Consider the following 20,797-nt stretch of genomic DNA (forward strand, 5'->3'; position numbering starts at 1 on the left):
GACGGACCGTATCGCTCCGGAGAACGCACGGACTCGGTTTCCGGACGCTTGTTATAAAATTTCAAAAGCCTTGTCGAGTAGGTCAGCAGGGCTGACCTGATCGCGCGGGCTGGTCAATGGCGGAAATGCCGCATCCCGGTGAACACCATCGCCAGTCCGGCAGCGTCGGCAGCCGCGATCACCTCGTCGTCGCGGATCGATCCGCCCGGCTGGATCACCGCGGTGGCGCCCGCCTCGACCGCCGCGAGCAGGCCGTCAGCGAAGGGAAAGAAGGCGTCCGAGGCAACCGCCGAGCCGATCGTGCGCGGCTGCGCCCAGCCGGCCTTGTCGGCGGCATCCTTGGCCTTCCACGCGGCGATCCGCGCCGATTCGAGGCGGTTCATCTGGCCCGCGCCGATCCCCGCCGTGCTGCCGCCCTGCGCATAGACGATCGCGTTCGACTTGACGTGCTTGGCGACGGTCCAGGCGAAACGGCAGTCGGCCAGCTCCTGCGCAGTCGGCGCGCGCTTGGTAACGACCTTGAGATCGGCCTCGGTGATCATGCCATTGTCACGCGACTGGATCAGGAAACCGCCCGCGATCGACTTCATCGCCCGGCCGCGCCGCGCCGGATCGGGCAGTTCGCCGGTGAGAAGCAGCCGAAGGTTCTTCTTGCGCGCGAACACCGCGCGCGCGGCTTCGTCGGCGTCCGGCGCTACCACGACTTCGGTGAAGATCCCCGAGATCGCCTCCGCGGTGATTTCGTCGAGCGGACGGTTGACCGCAATGATCCCGCCGAACGCCGAAACGGTGTCGCACGCGAATGCCGCCTGATACGCCTCGATCAGCGTACCGCCGGTCGCGACGCCGCACGGATTGGCGTGCTTGACGATCACTACCGTCGGCGGGCCGTCGCGAAACTCGCTGACCAGCTCAAGCGCGGCATCGGCGTCGTTGTAATTGTTGTAGCTGAGCTCCTTGCCCTGGACTTGCTGCGCCTGGGCAATGCCGTTCACGCCGCCTGCCGCCTGGGTGTAGAGCGCGGCGATCTGGTGCGGGTTCTCGCCGTAGCGCAGTTCGGCCTGCTTGATCATCGGCACCGCGACGCGATCGGGGAAGCGCTCGCCCTGATCGACATGCGCGAACCAGCCCGCGATCGCCGCGTCATAGGCGGCGGTGGCGGCATAGGCCTTGGCCGCGAATTTCCGCCGCTGCTCGAGCGTCGTGCTGCCGCCATGAACGAGCGGATAATCGGCGGGATCGGTGAGGATCGCGACCGAATCGTGGTTCTTGGCGGCCGAGCGCACCATTGACGGGCCGCCGATATCGATATTCTCGATGATCTCGTCGCGCTCCGCGCCACGCGCGACGGTCTGCGCGAAGGGGTAGAGATTGACGACGACGAGGTCGATCGCGCCGATTTCATGCTCCTGCATCGACGCGACATGTTCGGGATTGTCGCGCACCGCGAGCAGCCCGCCATGGACCTTGGGGTGGAGCGTCTTGACCCGGCCGTCCATCATCTCGGGAAAGCCGGTGAGATCGGAGATGTCGCGCACGTCGAGCCCGGCGTCGCGCAGCGCTTTGGCGGTCCCGCCGGTGGAGACCAATTCGACGCCCTGGGCGGCGAGCGCCTGGCCGAGTTCGACGATCCCGGTCTTGTCCGAGACCGAGAGAAGCGCGCGCTTGATGCTGACCTGATCCATGCGCCCATCTACGGGCGGTGACGCACCGCGCAACTATAATATCACCCGCTCAATCGCCCAACGCACGGACGATGCCCGCTGGGGCAGTGCGACTTACGGACCGGCCAGAAAATCGCGCCCGTTCATATGAAGCCAATGTCTGAATATCCGCTCGAATCGCGTGACTTTGCAAGGCAGGCTACGGGCGTCGCCGTATACCACTTTCATCGCCCAATTTGCCGCAAGGGCCTGAACCGCCATATAGGGCGGGTCCTCTTCTCCGGCCAATTCCATCATCTTCGCCTCGGCCTCCGCCGGCGAACATTTGCTCATAGCCAAGTCGGCAGCGATCCGAAAATATTCTTTCCTTAGATAGGCATGCTTCCGGGCACGAATCGAAAAGCTAAATGTCAAATCGATTGCACCTAAGAGAGTGGTGGCAATCCCTACGAAGATCGTGCCGCGGGCTCCTGCCGCAGTTACGATGGAAGACGCGCCAAGCAACACGACAAAAAACATGATCCACCGATGCCGTGAATCGAGACTGCCTTCTCGATCTGCGTGATAGCTACTGTTCAAGAGCGCCGCATAGCGTGCGGCGTTTAGCGCACCGGCGGCGCTGGAGGCGGCCATCGCGTGGTTCTTTCGTGAGCTTTGTGGAAAATCCAGCTGACATTGGCGCCCCCGGCCGGGCTGGCACCGGTGACGACGAGCTGCTGGCTGGCGAGCGGGCGCCCGCGCGAATCGACCCAGACGCTGTCCTCGATCGCGAGGCTGCCGCCCTTGCAGCGAAACTGCCAGAGATGTCCCGAGGCAGTACGCAGGATCGCCGCTAGCCCGTCGGCCGTCGGAGTGACCTGGACCTGCGGGTGAAGGTGGAAGCGCGCCGCGAACACCGTCGGGGCCTTGTGCTTTCGCCGGTCGGCCGGGAGCAGCATGTCCTCGCCGCGCACGTCGCGTCCGTCGGGCGACATCGCCAGGACGCGGCGATGCAGATAACCGAACCGCCGGACATAGCCGTCATGGCTCGCCTCGATCCGGCTGGCGGTGTCGGTCTCGTGGCGCACCAGTTCGACTTCGACGACGCCGCGGCCCAGCGTCCCGTCGGCGTGGATCGCTGTCGAATTGCTGTTGCTGAGCACCAGCGTCGAATGCGCGGCGGTGGTCCGCAGACCTTCGGCCAAGGCCGGCGGCGTCTTGGCATGCGCCGCGCGGGCGCCGCCGCAATTGACGACGAGACGATCGAGCCCATCGGAAAGCTCGAACGCCAGGGTCGAGGCGCATCCGCCCTCGACCAGCCGCGCGAGCGGCGGCGGGGCGACGTCCATGATCAGCACGCTCTGTCCCTGCGACAGCCGCTGATAGCCCCATTCGCGCGCCTGCTTGAGCGGGCGGGTGCGCACGCCGGTGGCTTCGACCAATTGTTCGATGACGTCGGCGGCGACCGGCCCCGAGCCCTGCCAGCTCGAAAGCGCCTTGTCGCCGTGGCACAGGCCGAGCAATGCGGTGACCATGCGATTGCGCGTCGCCTCGATGAATTCGGGCGCGTCGAGCCGGCGCGCGGCATAGGCTTCGCCGAGGATTGTGAGCGACTGGATCGATTCGATCTGCGCGGTCGGCGAGCGCGTGACGCTGCCGCCATCGTCGAACACGGACTGGTCGAGCGCCCGTTTGAGCCCGCTCTCGCCATACGCCCGGCGCGGATCGCCGCCCGGCAACGACAGTCCGGCGACCAGTACCCCCGACCAGGCGGCGATCAGCCCCGCGCCGGGCTGGACGCGATTGGCGGCGCGATCGAGATGGCGAGCGCCGCGCGCGATCGCGTGGAGCACGCTCGAACGGTAGACGAGATCGGTCGACGACAGGATCAGCGGGGCGTGCGCGGTCCAGAACAGAATGCGCCGGCCCCAGCAATCGGCGCGCCACGCCGGCTCGGACACCTTCTCGCCATGCACCGCGAGCCAGCGGCGCATGATGGCCTCGGCGATCGGGACGCCGTGCGCGCGCGTCGTGACGCTGGAAAGGTCGCGCAGCCAGGCGAAGCTCTGGAGATAGTCGCCGAACGCTGGCGACCAATCGGGCTTGGCGAAATCGAGCGCCTCGATCGCGCGGTCCTCGCCGCGGAAGCGCACCATGCCATCGAGCAGCGCGTTGCCGCGCTGGGCGTCGCCGAAAAAGGGATCGTCGGGAATCGAGATCAGCTTGAGCGGATGCCGGCCCCGCAGCCGCATCGCGTGGAGCGGCGTGCCCCAGGTCAGCCGCTGGAAGCGCTCGGATATCCGCTCGGCGAGGCTGAGGCCGCGATCGCCGCCGGTGCGGATCAGCCGTTTGCCTTCCTCGACTCCGTCGGCGCCGGACTCGGGCGGCGGCCCCTTCACCCGCCTCTCAATGCGGCGATGTTGGCGGCATACTGCCCGGGGCCGCCGGTGAAAGTGGCGGTGCCCGCGACCAGTGCGTCGGCGCCCGCGGCAATCGCGAGCGGCGCGGTCTCGCGGTCGACTCCGCCATCGACTTCGAGGTCGATCGCGCGGCCCGATGCGGTGATCCGGCGGCGCAGCTCGGTGATCTTGGGCAATTGGCTATGCAGGAACTTCTGACCGCCGAAGCCGGGATTGACGCTCATCACCAGGATCAAGTCGATCATGTCCATGACATGGTCGACAACGTCCACCGGCGTCGCCGGGTTCAGCACCACCCCGGCGCGCTTGCCGAGCGCCTTGATCGTCTGGAGCGTGCGATGGAGGTGCGGGCCGGCCTCGGGATGGACCGAGATCGTGTCGGCGCCGGCATCGGCAAAGGCCTGGAGCAGCGGATCGACCGGCGCGATCATCAAATGGACGTCGAACAGCTTGGCGGTGTGCGGGCGCAGCGCCTTGATCACCGCGGGGCCGATCGTGATGTTGGGCACGAAATGCCCGTCCATCACGTCGACATGGATCCAGTCGGCCCCCGCCGCATCGATCGCGCGGATCTCCTCGCCCAACCGGGCGAAGTCGGCGGAAAGGATCGAGGGCGCGATGCGGACGGGATTCATGCGCGAATCCTTAGCATGGCGCGACTCGCGCGCAACCGGACTTCATGGATGCGCAGCTATTCGGTCAGGCGCGGACCAGCCGCGCGATGAAGAAGCCGTCGAGGCCGCCCGCCTCCGCGAGCATGCCGGGGAGCAGGCGCAACGTACCGTCGTCCCGCGCCACGACGCCTCTGGGCAGTTCGTCGGCAGCGATGGGCAGGATCGCGAAATCCGGATGTGCCGCGAGGAAGCGTTCGAGCTGGTCCTCGCCTTCCTGCGGCTCGAGCGAGCAGGTCGAGAAAACCAAGGTGCCGCCGGGCTTCACCCACTGCGCCGCGCGGGCGAGCAGGCGCGCCTGGAGCGCGGCCATCTCGGCGATCAGCGACGGGCGGACGCGGTGGAGCACGTCGGGGTGGCGGCGGAAGATGCCGGTGGCGCTGCACGGCGCATCGAGCAGCACCGCGTCGGCCGGCCCGGGCGGCTGCCAGGTCAGCAGGTCGGCAGTGACGACATGCGCCGCGAGGCCGGTGCGCTCGAGATTCTCGTGAAGTCGCGCAAGACGACTTTCGGACACGTCGACCGCGGTCACGTTCCAGCCCGCGGCGGCCAGCTGGAGCGTCTTGCCGCCGGGCGCGGCGCACAGATCGAGCGCGGTGCCTTCGCCCTTGCCGATCAGCCGGGCAGGGATCGACGCGGCAAGGTCCTGCACCCACCAATCGCCCTCGGCATAGCCTTCGATCCCCGTGACGGACGCCTTTTCGTCCAGGCGGAGATGTCCCGGCAGCAGGCTGCGGCCAGGCACATCGGGCGCCTGAGCGAAGCCGCGCAGGGTCAGATCGAGCGGCGGCGGCACCGCGATTGCGCGCTCGGCATCCTCGATCATCTGGTCGCCCCAGGCGGCGTGCCAGCGAAGCGCCACCGGATCGGGGAGCGTCGGCGGTTCGGGCAGCGTCGCGCCCTGGCGCAGCAGCGTGCCGAACACGCCATGGACGAGCTTGCGGGGCCCGCCATCGACCAGAGGCAGCACGGTCGAGATTGCGGCATGCCCAGGCGTTCCTAGGCTAAGCGCTTGAACGAGCGCGATTCGTAGCGCGAACCGTGCCTTGGCGTCGTCGGGCAAGTCGCGCTGCGTCGCCGAATCGATCAACGCGTCGAGATCGGGGAGCCGGCGTAGCGCTTCGGCGGCGATGGCGTGGGCGAGGCCGCGATCGTTCGGCGCGAGCCCCTGCGCCGCCGAATCGAGCGCCTGTTCGAGCGCAAGGCCTCGGCGGAGCACTGCGTCGAGCAATTTGAGCGCGGCGCGCCGCGCGGGGACGCCGGGGGCGTCGGGCTCTTGACCGCTCGGACGGCGGGGACGATGGGGGGCTCTACTCATTGGAGCCAGTGCCATGGGCCAGCGCCCGAGCCATGTGAAGCCCCCGCAGCACCTGTCGAAGAGCCCGCCGGTGCCCAAGCCCGCGCCGGCCGCCCCCGCGGCGGACCCGCTCGATCCGACGCGCTATGGGGATTGGGAGCGCAAGGGCATCGCCGTCGACTTCTAGCCGTCGAGCGCCGCCAGCAGCTTCTGCACGGTATTCCAGTTGCGCCCGGTATTGGCCTGCGACAGCTTGGCCTTGGCCATTGCCGGGATCAGGTTCGAGCGGCCCTGGCCGTCGGGAAAATCGGTGAACAGCTCACGGCCGACCACGACCATGCGCTCGGGTCCGTCATAGGATTTGGCGAGCCGATCGATCGCATCCTTGTCCACCGACTCGCGGTGGAAGCTGACGACCAGGAAACTCGGCCGCTCGCGCGCCTCGTCTGGGAACGGATTGGCTTCGACCAGCCGGGCGAGCTCGTCGCGGTTGCGGACGAAGACTTCGGACTTGAGCCCCGTGGCCTTTTCGAGTGCCACGTGGAGATCGCGCTCGAGCGACTCGGGCGTTGCGTCGCCGGCCTGGAACACGACATTGCCCGAGGCGAGGATCGTCTTGACCTCGGTAAAACCCATTCCTTCGACCACCGCCTTCAGTTCGGCCGATTTGAGCTGCCGCTTGCCGAGATTGATCCCGCGCAGCATCGCCGCCCACTTCATCGCGCTTCCTCGCGCAGCGGGCGACTGAGCAAGGCGCCGACGACGTCCGCGACCGGCGCCCCCGAAAGCAGGGCACATACCGCTTCGCACACTGGCATCTCGACGCCTCCCTCCGCCGCGGCCTCGCGGAGCACCGGCGCGGTGAACGCGCCCTCGGCGACGGTCTTGCGGTCTGCCATCAGTTCAACGGCACTCCTGCCCTGACCGAGCCCGACGCCGAGCGAGAAGTTGCGCGAATTGGTCGAGCTGCAGGTGAGCACGAGGTCGCCGAGCCCCGAGAGCCCGGTGAGCGTCTCGGCCTGGCCGCCGCGCGCGAGCCCGAAGCGAGTCATCTCGGCGAAGCCGCGCGCGATCAGGGCGGCGCGGGCGTTGAGCCCGAGTCCGGCGCCTTCAACCACGCCGCAGGCAATCGCAAGGACGTTCTTGACCGCGCCGCCGATCTCGGCGCCGATCACGTCGGCGGAGCCATAGGTGCGGAAGGCGGGTCCGGCGAGGCGCGCGGCGAGACGCGCCCGCAGCGCCTCGTCCTCGCAGGCAAGGGTGACCGCGGTCGGCTTTCCGGCGGCGACCTCGTGCGCAAAGGTCGGGCCCGACAGTACGGCGATCGGCGCATCGGGCGCGGCCTGGTGCGCGACTTCGCCAACGAGTAGCCGGGTGCCCGCCTCGATGCCCTTCGCGCAGAGCACGAGCGGGGTGGCGCCGATCGGCGCTGCCGCAAGCACCGCGCGGACATGCTGCGCGGGCGCCACGACGAGCAATGCGTCGTGGTTGGCGAGATCGGCAAGGTCGCCGGTGGCCCGGATCGTATCGGACAGCGGCACCCCAGCGAGGAAGTGGCGGTTCTCCCGCGCGGCGTTGACGCTTTCGACCACTTCGGGCTCGCGTGCCCACAAGGTTACCGGCTGCCCGCCGCGCGCCGCCACTTGCGCGAGCGCGGTGCCCCAGGCGCCGCCGCCGATGACACCAATTCTCATGCCTTCACTCCTGCGCCGCGAACCTTTTCCGCTCCGGGATCGAGCGGCCAGCGTGGGCGCGCCGGGAAATCGAGCGGATCGGTGAGCCCGGCGGCGAAGCGCTCGGCGCCCGCCCAGGCGATCATCGCCGCATTGTCGGTGCACAGCCACAGCGGCGGGGCGACGAAGCGCAGCCCATGCTCGGCGGCAAGCGTTTCGAGCGCGCCGCGCACCGTCTTGTTCGCCGCGACACCGCCGGCGACGACCAACGCGGTCGGCCGGACGTTGCGAAGCGCAATCCGGGTGCGGTCCACCAGGCAATCGACCACTGCCTGCTGGAACGATGCCGCGAGATCGGCGACGGGAAACTTTCCCGCCTTGCGCGCCACATCGCTCTTCAATCCGGCGAAGGAGAAATGCGGCTCGCCCGAACCGAGCAGCGGACGTGGCAGCGGCACCGCGTGCGGATCGCCGCCGACCGCGGCGCGCTCGACCGCCGGGCCGCCCGGAAAGCCCAGTCCAAGCAGCTTGGCCGTCTTGTCGAACGCCTCGCCCGCGGCATCGTCAATCGTCGTGGCGAGCCGACGATAGGCGCCGACGCCTTCGACGAGCAGCAACTGGCAATGCCCACCCGAGACGAGCAGCAGCAGATAGGGGAAGGCGAGGTCGGGATCGGACAGCCGCGGCGACAGGCCGTGGCCTTCGAGATGATTGACCGCGACCAGCGGCTTGCCGCTCGCCAGCGCCAGCGCCTTGCCGGTGACGAGCCCGACCATCACGCCGCCGATCAGCCCGGGGCCGGCGGTGGCGGCGACCCCGTCGACCTCGGCCAACGTCACCCCGGCCTCGGCGAGCGCGGCCTCGACCAAGGGCGCCATCACTTCGACATGCGCACGCGCGGCGATTTCGGGAACGACGCCGCCATAGGGCCGGTGCGCCGCCTCCTGCCCGGCGAGCTGGTGCGCGAGGATCCGGCGATCGGAAGTCACCAGCGCCGCGGCGGTTTCGTCGCAGCTCGATTCGAGGCCAAGGATCAGCGCCATTGCATCCAATTAGTCCTCAGGGGCATTAGCACAAGCCATGCCCATCTTCCGCCTCGGCACGCGCGGCTCGCCGCTCGCTCTCACGCAAGCCGGTCTGGTGCGCGACGCGCTTGCCGCCGCGCATGCGATTTCGCCCGACCAAATCGAGATCGTCCCGATCCGCACCACCGGCGACCAGGTGCAGGACCGCGCGCTCGCCGAAATTGGCGGCAAGGCCTTGTGGACCAAGGAGCTCGACCGGGCGCTGCTGGGTGGCGAGATCCACGCCGCGGTGCATTCGATGAAGGATGTCGAGACGGTTCGCCCGGCCGGGATCGCCATTGCCGCGATGCTGCCGCGCGCCGATGTCTGCGATCGGCTGGTCGGGGCCGAGTCGATCGACGCGCTGCGGCGGGGCGCGGTGGTCGGCACCAGCTCGCCGCGGCGCGCGGCGCAGATGCGCAGGCTGCGGCCGGATCTCGAGATCGTCCTGTTCCGCGGCAATGTCGACACGCGGCTGGCCAAGCTCGCCGCGGGCGAGGCCGATGCGACCCTGCTCGCCGCCGCCGGGCTCGATCGGCTGGGACGGCACGACATCGGTACTGCCATCCCGATCAACGTGATGCTGCCCGCGCCGGCGCAGGGCGCTGTGGGAGTCGAGTGCCGCGCCGACGATGGCCACAGCCGCGCTGTGCTCGCCAAGATCGATCACCCCGAAACGCATGCCTGCGTGCGCGCCGAGCGCGCCTTGCTCGCCGCGCTCAAGGCCGATTGCCATTCGCCGGTGGCGGCACTCGCGACGATCGAAGGGGCGATCATGACGCTCAGCGCTGAACTGCTCTCCGAAGACGGCAGCGCGCACGTTCACGCGCAGGAGGCCGGCGCGCCGACCGACCCGGCGCTGCCGATCGCGGTGGCGCGCGACCTGCTGATCGGCGCACCCGACGCGATTCGCCGACTGTTCGGGGGATGAGCCGCGCGATCGCGGTGCTGCGGCCGGAGCCCGGCAACCGCGTCACTGCCGCGGCGATCGAGGCGCGCGGGCGCCGCGCTATCCGCATGCCACTATTCGAAGTCGCGCCGGTGGCATGGCGGGCGCCCGATGCAGAGGGGTTCGATGCCCTCCTCGTCACCAGCGCCAATGCGCTGCGCCACGCCGGCGCCGGGCTCGCGGCGCTGCGCCGGCTGCCGGTCTATGCTGTAGGAAAGGCAAGCGCTGAGGCAGCGGAGCGGCATGGATTTCACGTTCGATTCGTCGGCGAACAAGGCGCCGAATCGCTCGTTGCCCGCGCGACGGCGGACGGCGTTCGGCGCGCCCTGCACCTTGCCGGGCGCGAGCGGACGATCGCGGCCGGCGGGATCGTCGCCAAGTTGATCACGGTCTATGCCAGCGAGCGCCGGGTCCCAGACGATATCGCGCGACTCGCCGATAGCATCGCGCTGGTGCAATCGGCGCGCAGCGGCGCGTGGCTGCGCGAGCTCGTCGATGCGGAGCTCCGTGCCGGCATCGCACTGGTGGCGATGAGCGAGGCCGTGGCGGCAGCGGCCGGGACCGGCTGGGAGCAGGTCGTCGTGCCCGGCGAGCGGACGAGCGAGGCAATGATCGAAGCGGCAATCGCGCTCGCCGATTGACCGCGGGAGCGGGGCAGCGAATAAGGGGGCATGAGCGACGAGCCCCTCGCGCCGGAGCCGTCCCGCGGCGCCGGGACGCGGTCCCCCTATCTCATTGGCGGCCTTGCCTTTGCTGGCGGCATCGCCGTGACCGCGGCCGCCTTCCAACTTGCCGGCGGAATCGATTCGCCGCATCCCGGCCCCGCACCGGCGCCGGTCGAGGCGCCGCAGCCCCAGGCGAATCCCGCCGCGCCGCTGCCGCCCGGCACCGATGTGGCGACGCTGGGCGCGCGCGAGCAAGAGCTTGCCGGTAAGCTCGACCAGCTCGAATTGCGGCTACGCGATGTCAGCGGCAGCGCGCGCAACGCCGCTTCCTATGCGAGCCGTGCGGAACGGTTGCTGCTCGCCGCGGCGGTGCGCCGCGCGATCGAGCGCGGGCAGCCGCTCGGGCCGCTCGAAGGCCAGTTGCGCCAGCGCTTCGCCGAGACGCGCGGCGAGGCGGTGGGGATGATCGTGCGCGCTTCGGCCGAGCCGGTGACGCTCGGCGACCTTCGCCTGGCGCTCGAGACCATTGCGCCGCGGCTGACCAGCGGCGCCGACGACAGCATGTGGATGAGCGTGCGGCGGCTGCTCGGCGATCTCGTCGTGCTGCGCCAGGCCGCGTCGCCGAGCCCGCGCACCGCCGACCGGCTGCGCCGCGCACGCCTCGCGCTCGATCACGGCGATGTCGAGACCGCGCTTGCCGAGGTCGTCCACATGCCCGGCGTCGCCAGCGCCGAGAGCTGGACCGTCGCGGCACGGCGGTACATCGCGGCACGCCAGGGGCTGCTCGAGATCGAACGGGATGCGCTCGAGACGCCGTCCCCCGTGCCGCCGGTCGCGGGATCCCCCCCGCCGGCAGCGACCTGAAGGAAGAGACATGGCAGAGATGGGCCGGTTCGACTGGCAGGATCCGTTCGCGCTCGACGCGCAGCTGACCGACGAAGAGCGGATGGTGCAAGGCGCCGCGCGCGATTACGCGCAGGGCGAATTGCTGCCGCGGGTGACCAGTGCCTTCCTCGACGAGCGCTTCGACCGCGAGATCATGGCCGAGATGGGCGCGCTCGGGCTGCTCGGCCCGACGATCCCGGAGAGCTATGGCGGGGCCGGGCTCGGCTATGTCGCTTATGGGCTGGTCGCCCGCGAGGTCGAGCGCGTCGATTCGGGCTATCGCTCGGCGATGAGCGTGCAGTCGAGCCTCGTGATGCACCCGATCTATGCCTATGGCACCGAGGCGCAGAAGCGGAAGTATCTGCCCAAGCTGGCGACCGGCGAATGGGTGGGCTGTTTCGGGCTGACCGAGCCCGATGCCGGATCGGATCCCGGCGGCATGCGCACCCGCGCCGAACAGGTCGACGGCGGCTATCGCCTGACCGGCACGAAGATGTGGATCACCAATTCGCCGATCGCCGACGTGATGGTCGTCTGGGCGAAGAGCGACGCGCATGGCGGCGGGATCAAGGGCTTCGTGCTCGAGCGCGGGATGAGGGGGCTGTCGACGCCCAAGATCGAGGGCAAATTGAGCCTGCGCGCTTCGGTCACCGGCGAGATCGTGATGGACGGAGTCGAGGTAGGCGAGGAGGCGCTGCTCCCAGAGGTGCAGGGGCTGAAGGGCCCGTTCGGCTGCCTCAACCGCGCGCGCTACGGCATCGCCTGGGGCACGATGGGCGCCGCCGAGGCATGCATGCATGCGGCGCGGCAATATACGCTCGACCGCGCGCAGTTCGGCAAGCCGCTTGCCGCCAATCAGTTGGTGCAGTTGAAGCTCGCCAATATGGAGACCGAGATCGCGCTCGGGCTGCAGGCGGCGTTGCGCGCCGGGCGGATGTTCGACGAAGGCACGCTCAGCCCCGAGGCGATCAGCATCATCAAGCGCAACAATTGCGGCAAGGCACTCGCTATCGCGCGAGTCGCGCGCGACATGCACGGCGGCAACGGGATCTCGGCCGAATTCCACGTGATGCGCCACGCGATCAACCTCGAGACGGTCAACACCTATGAGGGCACGCACGACGTGCACGGGCTGATCCTGGGCCGCGCGATCACCGGAATCGCAGCGTTCTAGGTTGGGCGCACACTTGTCCGTTCGCCCTGAGCCTGTCGAAGGGCGGCCTCCGCAGGCGACACCGGAGCAAAGGAGAGCGGCGCTTCGACAAGCTCAGCGCGAACGGGAGGAGTAAGCGGCGTTGAATGATTTGATGCCAGATTGGCAACCGACTCTCACCGGCGAGCGGGTGACGCTCCGGCCGAGCACACCCGACGATTGGGACGCGCTCTACGCGGTCGCCGCCGATCCGCTGATCTGGGAGGTGCATCCGGCGCATGACCGCTGGCAGGAGCCGGTGTTCCGCGCTTATTTCGACGCCGGGATCGCCAGCGGCGGCGCGCTGACCATCCTGGACAAGGCCAGCGGCGAAGTGATTGGATCGTCGCGCTACGACAATTGGAAGCCCGAGGCGGACGAGATCGAGATCGGCTGGACCTATCTCAAGCGCGACTATTGGGGCGGCAGCTATAATCGCGAGATCAAGCGGCTGATGCTCGATCACATCCACCGCTTCGTCGGCACCGCGGTGTTCACCGTCGGAGAGGGCAATATCCGCTCGCGCAAGGCGATGGAGAAGATCGGCGGGGTGCTGCGGCCCGGAACCGAATTACGGCTGATGGCCGGCGAGATGAAGCCGCACGTGATCTACGAGATCCGCAGGCCGTGAGGCCGCTCGAAGGGCTGCGGGTCGTCGAGTTGGCGCGGATCCTCGCCGGGCCCTGGTGCGGGCAGTTGCTCGCCGATCTAGGCGCCGAAGTGATCAAGGTCGAGCGCCCGGGCGAGGGCGACGACACCCGCCATTGGGGTCCGCCTTTCCTCCACGCGCCCGACGGCGAGAATCGCGACGCCGCTTATTTCCACGCGACCAACCGCGGCAAGGCGAGCCGCGCGATCGACATCGCCACGCCCGAGGGCCAGGCCGAGGTCCGCGCGCTGCTCGCGGACGCCGATGTGGTGATCGAGAATTACAAGGTCGGCGGGCTGGTCAAATACGGGCTCGATCCAGCGAGCCTGCGCGCCGCGAATCCGCGGCTGGTGGTCTGCTCGATCACTGGTTTCGGGCAGGACGGGCCCTATGCGCACCGCGCCGGCTACGACTTCATCATCCAAGGCATGGGCGGGATCATGTCGCTGACCGGCGAGCCCGACGGCGCGCCGCAAAAGGCCGGCGTCGCTTATGCCGACATCTTCACCGGAGTCTATTCGGCAGTGGCGATCCTCGCCGCGCTGCGACGCCGTGACGCCAGCGGCGAGGGCGCGCATATCGATATGGCTTTGCTCGACACGCAGGTCGGCGTGCTCGCCAACCAGGCGCTCAACTGGATGGCCAATCCCGCCAAGGTGCCGCAGCGGATGGGCAACGGCCACGCCAATCTGGTCCCCTATCAGGCGTTCGAGACCAAGGACGGCGCGCTGATCGTCGCGGTGGGCAATGATTCGCAGTTCCGCAAATTGTGCGGAGTGCTCGGGCTCGACCTCACCGACGACGCGCGCTTCGCAACCAATCCGGCGCGGGTGACGCACCGCGATGCGCTGCTCCCCCTCATCGAGACGGCGATTCGCGGCTGGGCCAAGGCCGATCTCTACGAGGCGCTCGAAGCGGCGGGGGTGCCAGCGGGGCCGATCAACACGGTGGACGAAGTGTTTGCCGACCCGCAGGTCATCGCGCGCGGGATGCAGATCGAGCGCGACGGGCTGCCGGGCCTCGCTAGCCCGATCGTGATCGATGGCGAGCGGATGGTCTCGGGCCGGCCAAGCCCCAAACGGCCGCGCTGACACCGTGACGCCGCTCGACATCGCGGTCGCCGGCTGCGGCCCGGCGGGGCTCGCCGCGGCGCTGCTGCTCGACCGCGACGGCCACCGCGTCACCCTGTTCGAGCGATTCGACGCACCGCGGCCGATCGGCTCGGGGCTGATGCTCCAGCCGACGGGCTTCGCGGTGCTGGCGCAGCTCGGGCTCGCCGAGCGGATGCTGGCGCAGGGCGCGCGGATCGCGCGGCTGACCGGCGAGGCCGACGGCCGGACGGTGCTCGACGTCCATTATGCGGCACTGGACGGCGCGCGGTTCGGGATCGGCATTCACCGCGCCAGCCTGTTCGCGATCCTCCAAGACGCCGTCACCGCCGCTGGAATACCGATTCGCACCGGCTGCGAAGTCACGGGCTCATCGCAGGAGGGCGGGGGACGCCGGCTAGACTTTACCCATGGCGAATCGATTTGCGTCGATCTGATCGTGGACGCACTCGGGTCGCGGAGCTCGCTGGTACCGCGCCCCGGCCGCGCGCTGGCCTATGGCGCGCTCTGGGCGAGTCTGCCCTGGCAGGCAGGCTTCGACGAGGCGGCGCTGCAGCAGCGCTATCGCCGCGCCAGCGTAATGGCGGGCGTGCTGCCTATCGGCACGCGGCCGGGGAGCGCGGTTCGCGAGGCGGCCTTCTTCTGGTCGCTGCGTGCCGACCGGCTCGACGCGTGGCGCGCTGCGGGGCTCGATGCGTGGAAGGCGGAAGTCGCCAGGCTATGGCCCGCCACCCGGCCGCTGCTCGACGCGATCATGGATCCCGACCAGCTGACCTTCGCCCGCTACACGCACCGTACCCTCGTCGCGCCGGCCGAGCCCGGCCTGATCCACATCGGCGATTCATGGCATTCGACCAGCCCGCAATTGGGTCAAGGCGCGAACATGGCGTTGCTCGACGCCTGGGCGCTGGCAATGGCGCTGCGCGATAGTGACGCGCTCCCCGAGGCGCTGGCGCGGGCGGTGACGCTGCGACGGCGCCATGTCCGGCTCTACCAGGCGATGAGCGTGCTGCTGACTCCGGTCTACCAGTCCGACGGCCGGCTGTTGCCGCTGGTTCGCGACCGGCTGGTCGGGCCGATCTCGAAGCTGCGGCCCCTTATGCGGATGCAGGCGGCGATGGTCAGCGGGCTGGTCGGCGGTCCGCTGCGCCCGCTCGGCCTAGGCTAGCCGGCGGATCAGTTCCTGCGCTGCCGCCGGCGCGCGGACCTTGCCGCCGTGGATGAAGAAAACGAAGGTTTCGCGTGGCGTCGCCGGCGGCGCCTCCGCCGTGACATAGGGCAGGCCCTCGGGCCGGCCGCCGCTCGCCCAGGTCTTCACTGCCTCGGTCCAGCGCGGGAAATCGGCTTCGGGATAGCAAAGCGGATTGTCGTCCTCGCCCGCTTCCAGCCGGGCATAGACCAAGTCGCCGGTGATGTCGGCGATCGCCGGATATTGCGGCGAATCGGCATAGACCAGGGCGACGCCGGCATCGCGGCACATCGCGACGAACTCGGGCACGTGGAAGCTGTCGTGCCGCACCTGGACCGCGTGGCGCAGCTTCACGCCCGCCTCTTCGCGCGGCAGCAAGGCGAGGAATGCGCGGAAATCCTGGGCGTCGAACTTCTTGGTCGCCATGAACTGCCAGAAGATCGGACCGAGCCTGTCGCCGAGCTCGATCAGTCCCTGCGACACGAAGCGCTGGACCGATTCGCCTGCCTCGGCCAGCACTTTCCGATTGGTGCAGAAGCGCGAGCCCTTGACCGTGAACACGAAGCCGTCGGGCACCGTCTTCGCCCAACCTTCGAAGGTCGCGGGCTTGAAGGTCGAATAATAGGTGCCGTTGATCTCGATCGCGCTCAGCTGGCGCGCGGCATATTCGAGCTCCTTCTTCTGGGTGAGCCCTTCGGGATAGAAGGTCCCGCGCCAGGGCTCGAAGGTCCAGCCGCCAATGCCGATTCGAATGGGTGCGCTTGCCATGCGGCGGGTTTAGCCGAGAAAGCGCGCTTGGTCAGTCCCGGAAGCGGCGCTCGAACTCAGGGAAGCCGCTTCCACGTCTGCGATTTGCAGATCACTCCGAACAATACGCAGCCCTTGCCGACCATCGTCTGCGAATCGGCGAAGCTGATCGTCCCCGAAAAGGTCTTGCGGATATCGGGCACGAACACCTTGCCGCGCCATTTGCCGGTGCCGGCGGGCTCGAGGTCGCGGAACAGCCGCGTGCCGATCAGATTGTCGGTGCCGCCCTTGCGCGCATCGGCCTGGGCCTTGGGGCTCGCCCAGGTCACCGTGCCGCAGAGCCGCCCGTCGCACCGGTCGATCCGGACATGGACGCTGTTGCTCGGATTGCGCCATTCGGTGGCGATCGGCGATGCGGGCTCGTCGGCGAGGGCAGGCGTTGCGACCGGGAGCGCGACCAATGCGGCCGCGAGCAGTTTGGAGACGACAGACTTCATCAAAGACCCTCTCGAACACCGATGATGGCTCTCCGGTGAACGACACCGAACCTGGGAAACCGAAATGTGCCGCACAAGGCGCGGATACGGAAGCGAAACGTTTGGCGGGTGCGCAATGAAAGCGCCGCGGCAAAGCCGCGTCGTCGGTCGCCGCTTCGCGACGCCGGCCGAGCTTCTCGCATAATCGTGATCTAGCGCCGCTAAATCACGGCGAGAAGCTGGAGCGGGCGAAGGGATTCGAACCCTCGACCCCGACCTTGGCAAGGTCGTGCTCTACCCCTGAGCTACGCCCGCTCTGGCGTTCTGCCCCGTGCGACTTGGCGCTTCGGGGCGGGTGAGGCGCGGCCACTAGCAGCGGGTTTCGGGCAGTGCAACCCCCCATTCGCGATTTGGGAAAAGGCTTGGCGCGCGCGACGCAAACCCCCACATAGCGGCGCAACCCGACATTACGCCCAGGAGCATCCCGTTGGCCACGCTTGGATTGTCCCCGCAAGAGAAGGAAGCCGTCGAGGCCTTCCGCCGCGACGTCGTCGAGCCGTCGATGACCAGCCTCGTGGTGATCGATTTCTGGGCCGAATGGTGCGGGCCGTGCAAGGCGCTGACCCCGGTGCTCGAAAAGGTCACCGCCGATTATGCCGCTAAGGGCGTCGTTCTCGCCAAGGTCGATGTCGATGCGAACCAGTTCATTGCCGCGCAATTCCAGGTGCGCTCGATTCCGACGGTCTATGCGATGTTCCAGGGGCAGCTGGTCGCCGATCTGACGAGCGCGCGGACCGAGACCCAGCTGCGCACGATGCTCGACCAGATCCTGCGCCAGCTGCCGGTGCAGAGCGAGGAAGCACAGGCCGAGGCCGAGCTCGAGCCACTGATCGCGATGGGCGAGCAGGTGCTCCACGACGGCGACAACGAGCGCGCGCTTTCGATTTTCGAGCAGATCGCCGAGATGGCGCCCGAGCATCCGCAGATCGCCGCCGGACGGGCACGTGCGCTGGTGGCGCTGAGCCGAATCGACGAGGCCGAGGCAGTGCTGGCGGCGCTACCCGGGGATGCAGCCAAGGGCGCGGACGTGGAGCAGGCACGCGCCGCGCTGGCGCTCGCCCGCGAAGCTACGCCCGTCGAGGACCTGTCGGCGCTCGAAACCAAGGCCGCCACCGGCGACATGGACGCACGCTATGAGCTTGCCGGCGGGCAGATGGCGAGCAATCGCGACGCCGCCGCCGCGACCTTGCTCGCGATGATCGCCGAGGACCGCGAATGGAACGAGGGTGCCGCCCGCGCGCGGCTGCTCAAGCTGTTCGAAGCGGTCGGGCTCGAGGATCCCTGGGTGTCGGCGCAGCGCCGCAAGCTCTCGGCGATCCTGTTCGGATGACCGCGACGCGGCTTTCGGTGTTTCCGCTGGCGGGGGCATTGCTGTTCCCGCGGATGCACTTGCCGCTGCACATCTTCGAGCCGCGCTACCGGGCGATGATCTCCGACGCGCTCGCGCGCGACCGGCGGATCGGCATGATCCAGCCGCGCGATGCGGGCGAGCCGCCGGCCTTGTTCGATGTCGGCTGTGTCGGCCGCATCGCCGAGGTCGAGGCGCTGCCCGACGGACGCTACGACATCGTGCTCGAGGGACTGGCGCGCTTCACCGTGCTGCGCGAACTCGACGTCACGACGCCGTTTCGCCAGGTCGAGGCCGAGCTGGAGGGGACCAGCGACGAGGAAGTGCTCGCGATCGCCGAGCGCGCCTCGCTCGAGATGGAGTCGCGGCGATTCGCCGATGGGCTCGGCTATGCGGTCGATTGGGAAGCGGTGACCCGGCTCGACGACGAATCGCTGGTCAATGGCATCGCGCAGATCGCGCCGTTCGACACCGCGTCGAAACAGGCGCTGCTCGAAGCCGATGGACTGTCGAACCGCGCCGAATTGATCGTCCAACTGATGCAATTCTTCGGCCGGCACGGCGAAGAGGGCGGGGTAACGCTGCAATGAGCGGTCCGATCGATCCGTGGCTGCTCGAAAAACTGGTGTGCCCGGCGACGCGCACGCCCTTGCGGTACGATGCGGATGCGGCGGAGCTTATCTCCGATGAAGCGGGGCTGGCGTATCCGGTGCGTGACGGCGTGCCGGTGTTGATCGTCGAGGCGGCGCGCCGGATCGGCTAGCGGCGGCTCAGCCGGTACGTGCCGGTGAACGACACGTTCGCGCCTCCGCAGGCGCCATTGTCGTGCGCCAGCAGATAGGGCCCGAGCAGGCGCAGCTGTACGCGGCAGCGGTATTCATCCTCGGGCGCGGCGTCGAACGCAGAAGCCAGTCTCCCGTTCTGGCCTTCCTCGCCAACCGAAAAGGCGATCCGGTCACCGCCGCCGCTCGGCGCGTCGAGTTCAAATTCGCCGGTATGGACCGCACCCATCGCGACTCTTTTGGCATCGAACGCGCCCCAGGTCGCGGCGCCGTCGACGTGCAGCGCGCCACGGACGCGGCTCGGCGTGATCTCGATCTGCGACTCGGTCGCTTTCCACATGCCGCGCCACTCTTTCCCCGCGGCGGCGCGCGCTAGGCCCGCGCTCTGCAGCCAGCCGGTGCGAGTCTTGCCGGCGGGACTGACGAAGGTGACCGAAGTATATGCGCCGTGTGTGCCGTCGGCGACCAGCACGTCGCCCGCGACGACATAAGCGCGGCTCGGCCTGGGCGCGGCGCCTTCGACCGGATCGAAGAAGGTCAGCTTGGCACCGGGCTTGACCTGGACGAGCCAGGCATTGGCGAGCGGATCGCCGGCCTGGACCGCTGGCGGCAGGGTCAGCAGGATCGCCGCGACGATCGCCATCACACCGTCAGCCCCTGCAGCAATTTGGGCACGTCGCCGCTCTCGCCCCGCGCCTCGGCCATGAACCAGTGCTTGAGCGGCGGCAGCTTGTCGACCGCAGAAAGCCCGAAGCGGCGGACGCGCGCCGCGGCCTCGCCGGGGATGCCGAACAGCCGGGTCAGCCCGTCGGTCGCGGCGGCGACCATGAAGGTGTCGAGACCGCGCCAGCGCTGGTACCGCGCGAGCAGTTGCGGGTCGCCCAGATCCATGCCGAGCCTTTTGCCTTCGACGAGCACTTCGACCAAGGTCGCGACGTCGCGGAAGCCGACATTGACTCCCTGGCCGGCGATCGGATGGATGCCGTGCGCCGCGTCGCCGACCAAGGCGAGCCGGTTCGAGGTGATCCACGCGGCGTGATGAAAGCCGAGCGGGTGGCTGAACCGGCCCGACAGCGGCCCCAGCGTGCCGAGGAAGCCGCCCATCCGCTTCTCGGCTTCGGCGAGATAGGCGCGGTCGGAGATCTTGTTCATCCCCGCCGCGTCGCGCGCATTGACCGTCCAGACGATCGCCGAGCGATGGCCATGCTCGTCGTCGAGCAGCGGCAGGATCGCGAAGGGTCCCTCGGGATAAAAGATCTCGAAGGCGATGTTCTCGTGGCTGCGTTCGTGTCCGAAGGTCGCGACCATCGCCGCGTGATCGTAGCTCCAACGCGCAGTCTTGAGCCCGGCGGCATCACGCGTCGGCGAGTTGCGGCCCTCCGCCGCAATCAGCACGGGCGCGCGGACCACCGCGCCCGAATCGAGCGTCGCGGTGACCCCGAATTCGCCGCGCTCTACCGAGACCGCGCGGGCCTGCATCCGCAGGTCCACGCCCGGGGCGGCCTGCGCCGCCTCGAACAAGGCGGTGCGCAGGATGCGGTTCTCGAACATGTGGCCGAGCGCCGCTTCGCCCGCATCGGGCGCGAAATCGAGCTTGCCCGGCGCCAGACCGTCGCTGACCCGGATGCCTTCGATCGGGCATCCCTTGCCAGCGAGCTTCGACGCGACGCCGATGGCCTCGAACATCCGCATCGGGGCGCTGGCGATCGCCGAGGCGCGGCCGTCATAGCCCTGGGCTAGGATCGTTGCGGGATCGGCGGGGTCGACGACGATCGCGGTCAGGCCGTGCGCGTCGAGCGCGGTCGCAAGCGCGCTCCCGACCAGTCCGCCGCCGAGGATGAGTACGTCTGCGCTGTCCATGTGCAAGGCACTAGCGGCAGGCCGAGAGGAGAGGAAGCGCGAAGCGACGCGCGCCGGCGCGTCGGAAGATCTGCCGGGGTGACGCAAATGGGAAAACTGCCTATCCCGCGGTCGAACG

The 20,797-nt window shown here is 68.9% G+C and carries 23 protein-coding genes and 1 tRNA gene; 11 read left to right on the plus strand and 13 right to left on the minus strand.

Annotation, left to right across the window (positions count from 1 at the left end; all coding sequences use genetic code 11):
* Window positions 1-113: 113 nt before the first annotated feature.
* From purH to AC3WJI_RS05305, 5 genes are all read right to left on the minus strand, one after another.
* Window positions 114-1,685, minus strand: coding sequence for a bifunctional phosphoribosylaminoimidazolecarboxamide formyltransferase/IMP cyclohydrolase (gene purH / locus AC3WJI_RS05285; protein WP_492756203.1), 1,572 nt, complete (start codon window positions 1,683-1,685; stop codon window positions 114-116).
* Between the two features lie 93 nt (window positions 1,686-1,778).
* A complete protein-coding gene (locus tag AC3WJI_RS05290; RefSeq protein ID WP_492756204.1) occupies window positions 1,779-2,297 on the minus strand; it encodes a hypothetical protein in 519 nt (172 codons plus the stop codon).
* On the minus strand, window positions 2,267-4,042 hold the full coding sequence (locus tag AC3WJI_RS05295) for a heparinase II/III family protein (RefSeq protein WP_492756205.1): 1,776 nt from the start codon (window positions 4,040-4,042) through the stop codon (window positions 2,267-2,269). Before AC3WJI_RS05295 ends, AC3WJI_RS05290 begins: the two co-directional genes overlap by 31 nt.
* Window positions 4,039-4,698, minus strand: a complete 660-nt coding sequence (gene rpe / locus AC3WJI_RS05300; protein WP_492756206.1) for a ribulose-phosphate 3-epimerase — start codon at window positions 4,696-4,698, stop codon at window positions 4,039-4,041. Before rpe ends, AC3WJI_RS05295 begins: the two co-directional genes overlap by 4 nt.
* A gap of 64 nt (window positions 4,699-4,762) precedes the next feature.
* On the minus strand, window positions 4,763-6,052 hold the full coding sequence (locus tag AC3WJI_RS05305; RefSeq protein WP_492756207.1) for an RsmB/NOP family class I SAM-dependent RNA methyltransferase: 1,290 nt from the start codon (window positions 6,050-6,052) through the stop codon (window positions 4,763-4,765).
* 13 nt (window positions 6,053-6,065) lie between these two features.
* On the opposite strand from AC3WJI_RS05305, the gene AC3WJI_RS05310 reads away from it, so the two are divergent.
* A complete protein-coding gene (locus tag AC3WJI_RS05310) occupies window positions 6,066-6,218 on the plus strand; it encodes a DUF1674 domain-containing protein (protein WP_492756208.1) in 153 nt (50 codons plus the stop codon).
* Here AC3WJI_RS05310 and AC3WJI_RS05315 read toward each other — a convergent pair.
* From AC3WJI_RS05315 to tsaD, 3 genes are read right to left on the minus strand one after another with little or no spacing between them, the layout of a single operon-like run.
* Complete coding sequence (locus tag AC3WJI_RS05315) at window positions 6,215-6,751, minus strand: DUF1697 domain-containing protein (RefSeq protein ID WP_492756209.1); 537 nt, start codon at window positions 6,749-6,751, stop codon at window positions 6,215-6,217. The two genes, AC3WJI_RS05310 and AC3WJI_RS05315, sit on opposite strands and share 4 nt — an antisense overlap.
* The gene (locus AC3WJI_RS05320; RefSeq protein ID WP_492756210.1) at window positions 6,748-7,725 is read right to left on the minus strand and encodes an NAD(P)H-dependent glycerol-3-phosphate dehydrogenase; all 978 of its coding nucleotides are present in this window, start codon (window positions 7,723-7,725) and stop codon (window positions 6,748-6,750) included. Before AC3WJI_RS05320 ends, AC3WJI_RS05315 begins: the two co-directional genes overlap by 4 nt.
* Entirely contained in the window at window positions 7,722-8,747 is a 1,026-nt protein-coding gene (tsaD, locus tag AC3WJI_RS05325; RefSeq protein ID WP_492756211.1) for a tRNA (adenosine(37)-N6)-threonylcarbamoyltransferase complex transferase subunit TsaD, read from the minus strand. The genes AC3WJI_RS05320 and tsaD overlap by 4 nt, the downstream gene beginning before the upstream one ends.
* Before the next feature lie 37 nt (window positions 8,748-8,784).
* Here tsaD and hemC point away from each other — a divergent pair, with 37 nt between their 5' ends.
* From hemC to AC3WJI_RS05360, 7 genes are all read left to right on the plus strand, one after another.
* Window positions 8,785-9,699, plus strand: a complete 915-nt coding sequence (gene hemC, locus AC3WJI_RS05330; protein WP_492756212.1) for a hydroxymethylbilane synthase — start codon at window positions 8,785-8,787, stop codon at window positions 9,697-9,699.
* Window positions 9,696-10,358 (plus strand): uroporphyrinogen-III synthase, encoded by a 663-nt coding sequence (locus AC3WJI_RS05335; RefSeq protein ID WP_492756213.1) that lies wholly within the window; start codon window positions 9,696-9,698, stop codon window positions 10,356-10,358. The genes hemC and AC3WJI_RS05335 overlap by 4 nt, the downstream gene beginning before the upstream one ends.
* A 30-nt stretch (window positions 10,359-10,388) precedes the next feature.
* Window positions 10,389-11,246, plus strand: a complete 858-nt coding sequence (locus AC3WJI_RS05340) for a hypothetical protein (RefSeq protein ID WP_492756214.1) — start codon at window positions 10,389-10,391, stop codon at window positions 11,244-11,246.
* A gap of 10 nt (window positions 11,247-11,256) precedes the next feature.
* The gene (locus AC3WJI_RS05345; protein WP_492756215.1) at window positions 11,257-12,441 is read left to right on the plus strand and encodes an acyl-CoA dehydrogenase; all 1,185 of its coding nucleotides are present in this window, start codon (window positions 11,257-11,259) and stop codon (window positions 12,439-12,441) included.
* 133 nt (window positions 12,442-12,574) lie between these two features.
* The gene (locus tag AC3WJI_RS05350; protein WP_492756216.1) at window positions 12,575-13,090 is read left to right on the plus strand and encodes a GNAT family N-acetyltransferase; all 516 of its coding nucleotides are present in this window, start codon (window positions 12,575-12,577) and stop codon (window positions 13,088-13,090) included.
* The gene (locus tag AC3WJI_RS05355; RefSeq protein WP_492756217.1) at window positions 13,087-14,199 is read left to right on the plus strand and encodes a CaiB/BaiF CoA transferase family protein; all 1,113 of its coding nucleotides are present in this window, start codon (window positions 13,087-13,089) and stop codon (window positions 14,197-14,199) included. The genes AC3WJI_RS05350 and AC3WJI_RS05355 overlap by 4 nt, the downstream gene beginning before the upstream one ends.
* Before the next feature lie 4 nt (window positions 14,200-14,203).
* Window positions 14,204-15,385, plus strand: coding sequence for an FAD-dependent oxidoreductase (locus AC3WJI_RS05360; protein WP_492756218.1), 1,182 nt, complete (start codon window positions 14,204-14,206; stop codon window positions 15,383-15,385).
* On the opposite strand, the gene AC3WJI_RS05365 is transcribed toward AC3WJI_RS05360, so the two are convergent.
* The 3 genes from AC3WJI_RS05365 to AC3WJI_RS05375 form a co-directional block, all read right to left on the minus strand.
* Window positions 15,377-16,174: a DUF72 domain-containing protein gene (locus AC3WJI_RS05365; protein WP_492756219.1), complete on the minus strand. Its 798-nt coding sequence runs from the start codon at window positions 16,172-16,174 to the stop codon at window positions 15,377-15,379. The genes AC3WJI_RS05360 and AC3WJI_RS05365 overlap by 9 nt on opposite strands.
* 56 nt (window positions 16,175-16,230) lie before the next feature.
* Entirely contained in the window at window positions 16,231-16,650 is a 420-nt protein-coding gene (locus tag AC3WJI_RS05370; protein ID WP_492756220.1) for a DUF2147 domain-containing protein, read from the minus strand.
* A gap of 219 nt (window positions 16,651-16,869) precedes the next feature.
* Window positions 16,870-16,944 (minus strand) — tRNA-Gly (locus AC3WJI_RS05375).
* A gap of 172 nt (window positions 16,945-17,116) precedes the next feature.
* Here AC3WJI_RS05375 and AC3WJI_RS05380 point away from each other — a divergent pair.
* From AC3WJI_RS05380 to AC3WJI_RS05390, 3 genes are read left to right on the plus strand one after another with little or no spacing between them, the layout of a single operon-like run.
* Window positions 17,117-18,019 (plus strand): tetratricopeptide repeat protein, encoded by a 903-nt coding sequence (locus tag AC3WJI_RS05380; protein ID WP_492756221.1) that lies wholly within the window; start codon window positions 17,117-17,119, stop codon window positions 18,017-18,019.
* Window positions 18,016-18,627 (plus strand): LON peptidase substrate-binding domain-containing protein, encoded by a 612-nt coding sequence (locus AC3WJI_RS05385; RefSeq protein WP_492756222.1) that lies wholly within the window; start codon window positions 18,016-18,018, stop codon window positions 18,625-18,627. The genes AC3WJI_RS05380 and AC3WJI_RS05385 overlap by 4 nt, the downstream gene beginning before the upstream one ends.
* Entirely contained in the window at window positions 18,624-18,800 is a 177-nt protein-coding gene (locus tag AC3WJI_RS05390; protein ID WP_492756223.1) for a Trm112 family protein, read from the plus strand. The genes AC3WJI_RS05385 and AC3WJI_RS05390 overlap by 4 nt, the downstream gene beginning before the upstream one ends.
* Here AC3WJI_RS05390 and AC3WJI_RS05395 read toward each other — a convergent pair.
* On the minus strand, window positions 18,797-19,462 hold the full coding sequence (locus tag AC3WJI_RS05395; protein WP_492756224.1) for a hypothetical protein: 666 nt from the start codon (window positions 19,460-19,462) through the stop codon (window positions 18,797-18,799). The genes AC3WJI_RS05390 and AC3WJI_RS05395 overlap by 4 nt on opposite strands.
* Complete coding sequence (locus AC3WJI_RS05400; protein ID WP_492756225.1) at window positions 19,462-20,679, minus strand: UbiH/UbiF/VisC/COQ6 family ubiquinone biosynthesis hydroxylase; 1,218 nt, start codon at window positions 20,677-20,679, stop codon at window positions 19,462-19,464. Before AC3WJI_RS05400 ends, AC3WJI_RS05395 begins: the two co-directional genes overlap by 1 nt.
* Window positions 20,680-20,797: the final 118 nt, after the last annotated feature.

It is taken from the genome of Sphingomonas sp. FW306-1B-B10E, assembly GCF_058782005.1.

Excerpts from the sequence above, each read along its gene's own strand:
- purH (WP_492756203.1), bottom strand. The coding sequence starts at position 1,685 with ATGGATCAGGTCAGCATCAAGCGCGCGCTTCTCTCGGTCTCGGACAAG.
- AC3WJI_RS05290 (WP_492756204.1), bottom strand. The coding sequence starts at position 2,297 with ATGGCCGCCTCCAGCGCCGCCGGTGCGCTAAACGCCGCACGCTATGCG.
- rpe (WP_492756206.1), bottom strand. The coding sequence starts at position 4,698 with ATGAATCCCGTCCGCATCGCGCCCTCGATCCTTTCCGCCGACTTCGCC.
- AC3WJI_RS05305 (WP_492756207.1), bottom strand. The coding sequence starts at position 6,052 with ATGAGTAGAGCCCCCCATCGTCCCCGCCGTCCGAGCGGTCAAGAGCCC.
- AC3WJI_RS05310 (WP_492756208.1), top strand. The coding sequence starts at position 6,066 with ATGGGCCAGCGCCCGAGCCATGTGAAGCCCCCGCAGCACCTGTCGAAG.
- AC3WJI_RS05315 (WP_492756209.1), bottom strand. The coding sequence starts at position 6,751 with ATGAAGTGGGCGGCGATGCTGCGCGGGATCAATCTCGGCAAGCGGCAG.
- AC3WJI_RS05320 (WP_492756210.1), bottom strand. The coding sequence starts at position 7,725 with ATGAGAATTGGTGTCATCGGCGGCGGCGCCTGGGGCACCGCGCTCGCG.
- tsaD (WP_492756211.1), bottom strand. The coding sequence starts at position 8,747 with ATGGCGCTGATCCTTGGCCTCGAATCGAGCTGCGACGAAACCGCCGCG.
- hemC (WP_492756212.1), top strand. The coding sequence starts at position 8,785 with ATGCCCATCTTCCGCCTCGGCACGCGCGGCTCGCCGCTCGCTCTCACG.
- AC3WJI_RS05335 (WP_492756213.1), top strand. The coding sequence starts at position 9,696 with ATGAGCCGCGCGATCGCGGTGCTGCGGCCGGAGCCCGGCAACCGCGTC.
- AC3WJI_RS05340 (WP_492756214.1), top strand. The coding sequence starts at position 10,389 with ATGAGCGACGAGCCCCTCGCGCCGGAGCCGTCCCGCGGCGCCGGGACG.
- AC3WJI_RS05345 (WP_492756215.1), top strand. The coding sequence starts at position 11,257 with ATGGCAGAGATGGGCCGGTTCGACTGGCAGGATCCGTTCGCGCTCGAC.
- AC3WJI_RS05350 (WP_492756216.1), top strand. The coding sequence starts at position 12,575 with ATGCCAGATTGGCAACCGACTCTCACCGGCGAGCGGGTGACGCTCCGG.
- AC3WJI_RS05365 (WP_492756219.1), bottom strand. The coding sequence starts at position 16,174 with ATGGCAAGCGCACCCATTCGAATCGGCATTGGCGGCTGGACCTTCGAG.
- AC3WJI_RS05370 (WP_492756220.1), bottom strand. The coding sequence starts at position 16,650 with ATGAAGTCTGTCGTCTCCAAACTGCTCGCGGCCGCATTGGTCGCGCTC.
- AC3WJI_RS05385 (WP_492756222.1), top strand. The coding sequence starts at position 18,016 with ATGACCGCGACGCGGCTTTCGGTGTTTCCGCTGGCGGGGGCATTGCTG.
- AC3WJI_RS05390 (WP_492756223.1), top strand. The coding sequence starts at position 18,624 with ATGAGCGGTCCGATCGATCCGTGGCTGCTCGAAAAACTGGTGTGCCCG.
- AC3WJI_RS05395 (WP_492756224.1), bottom strand. The coding sequence starts at position 19,462 with ATGGCGATCGTCGCGGCGATCCTGCTGACCCTGCCGCCAGCGGTCCAG.
- AC3WJI_RS05400 (WP_492756225.1), bottom strand. The coding sequence starts at position 20,679 with ATGGACAGCGCAGACGTACTCATCCTCGGCGGCGGACTGGTCGGGAGC.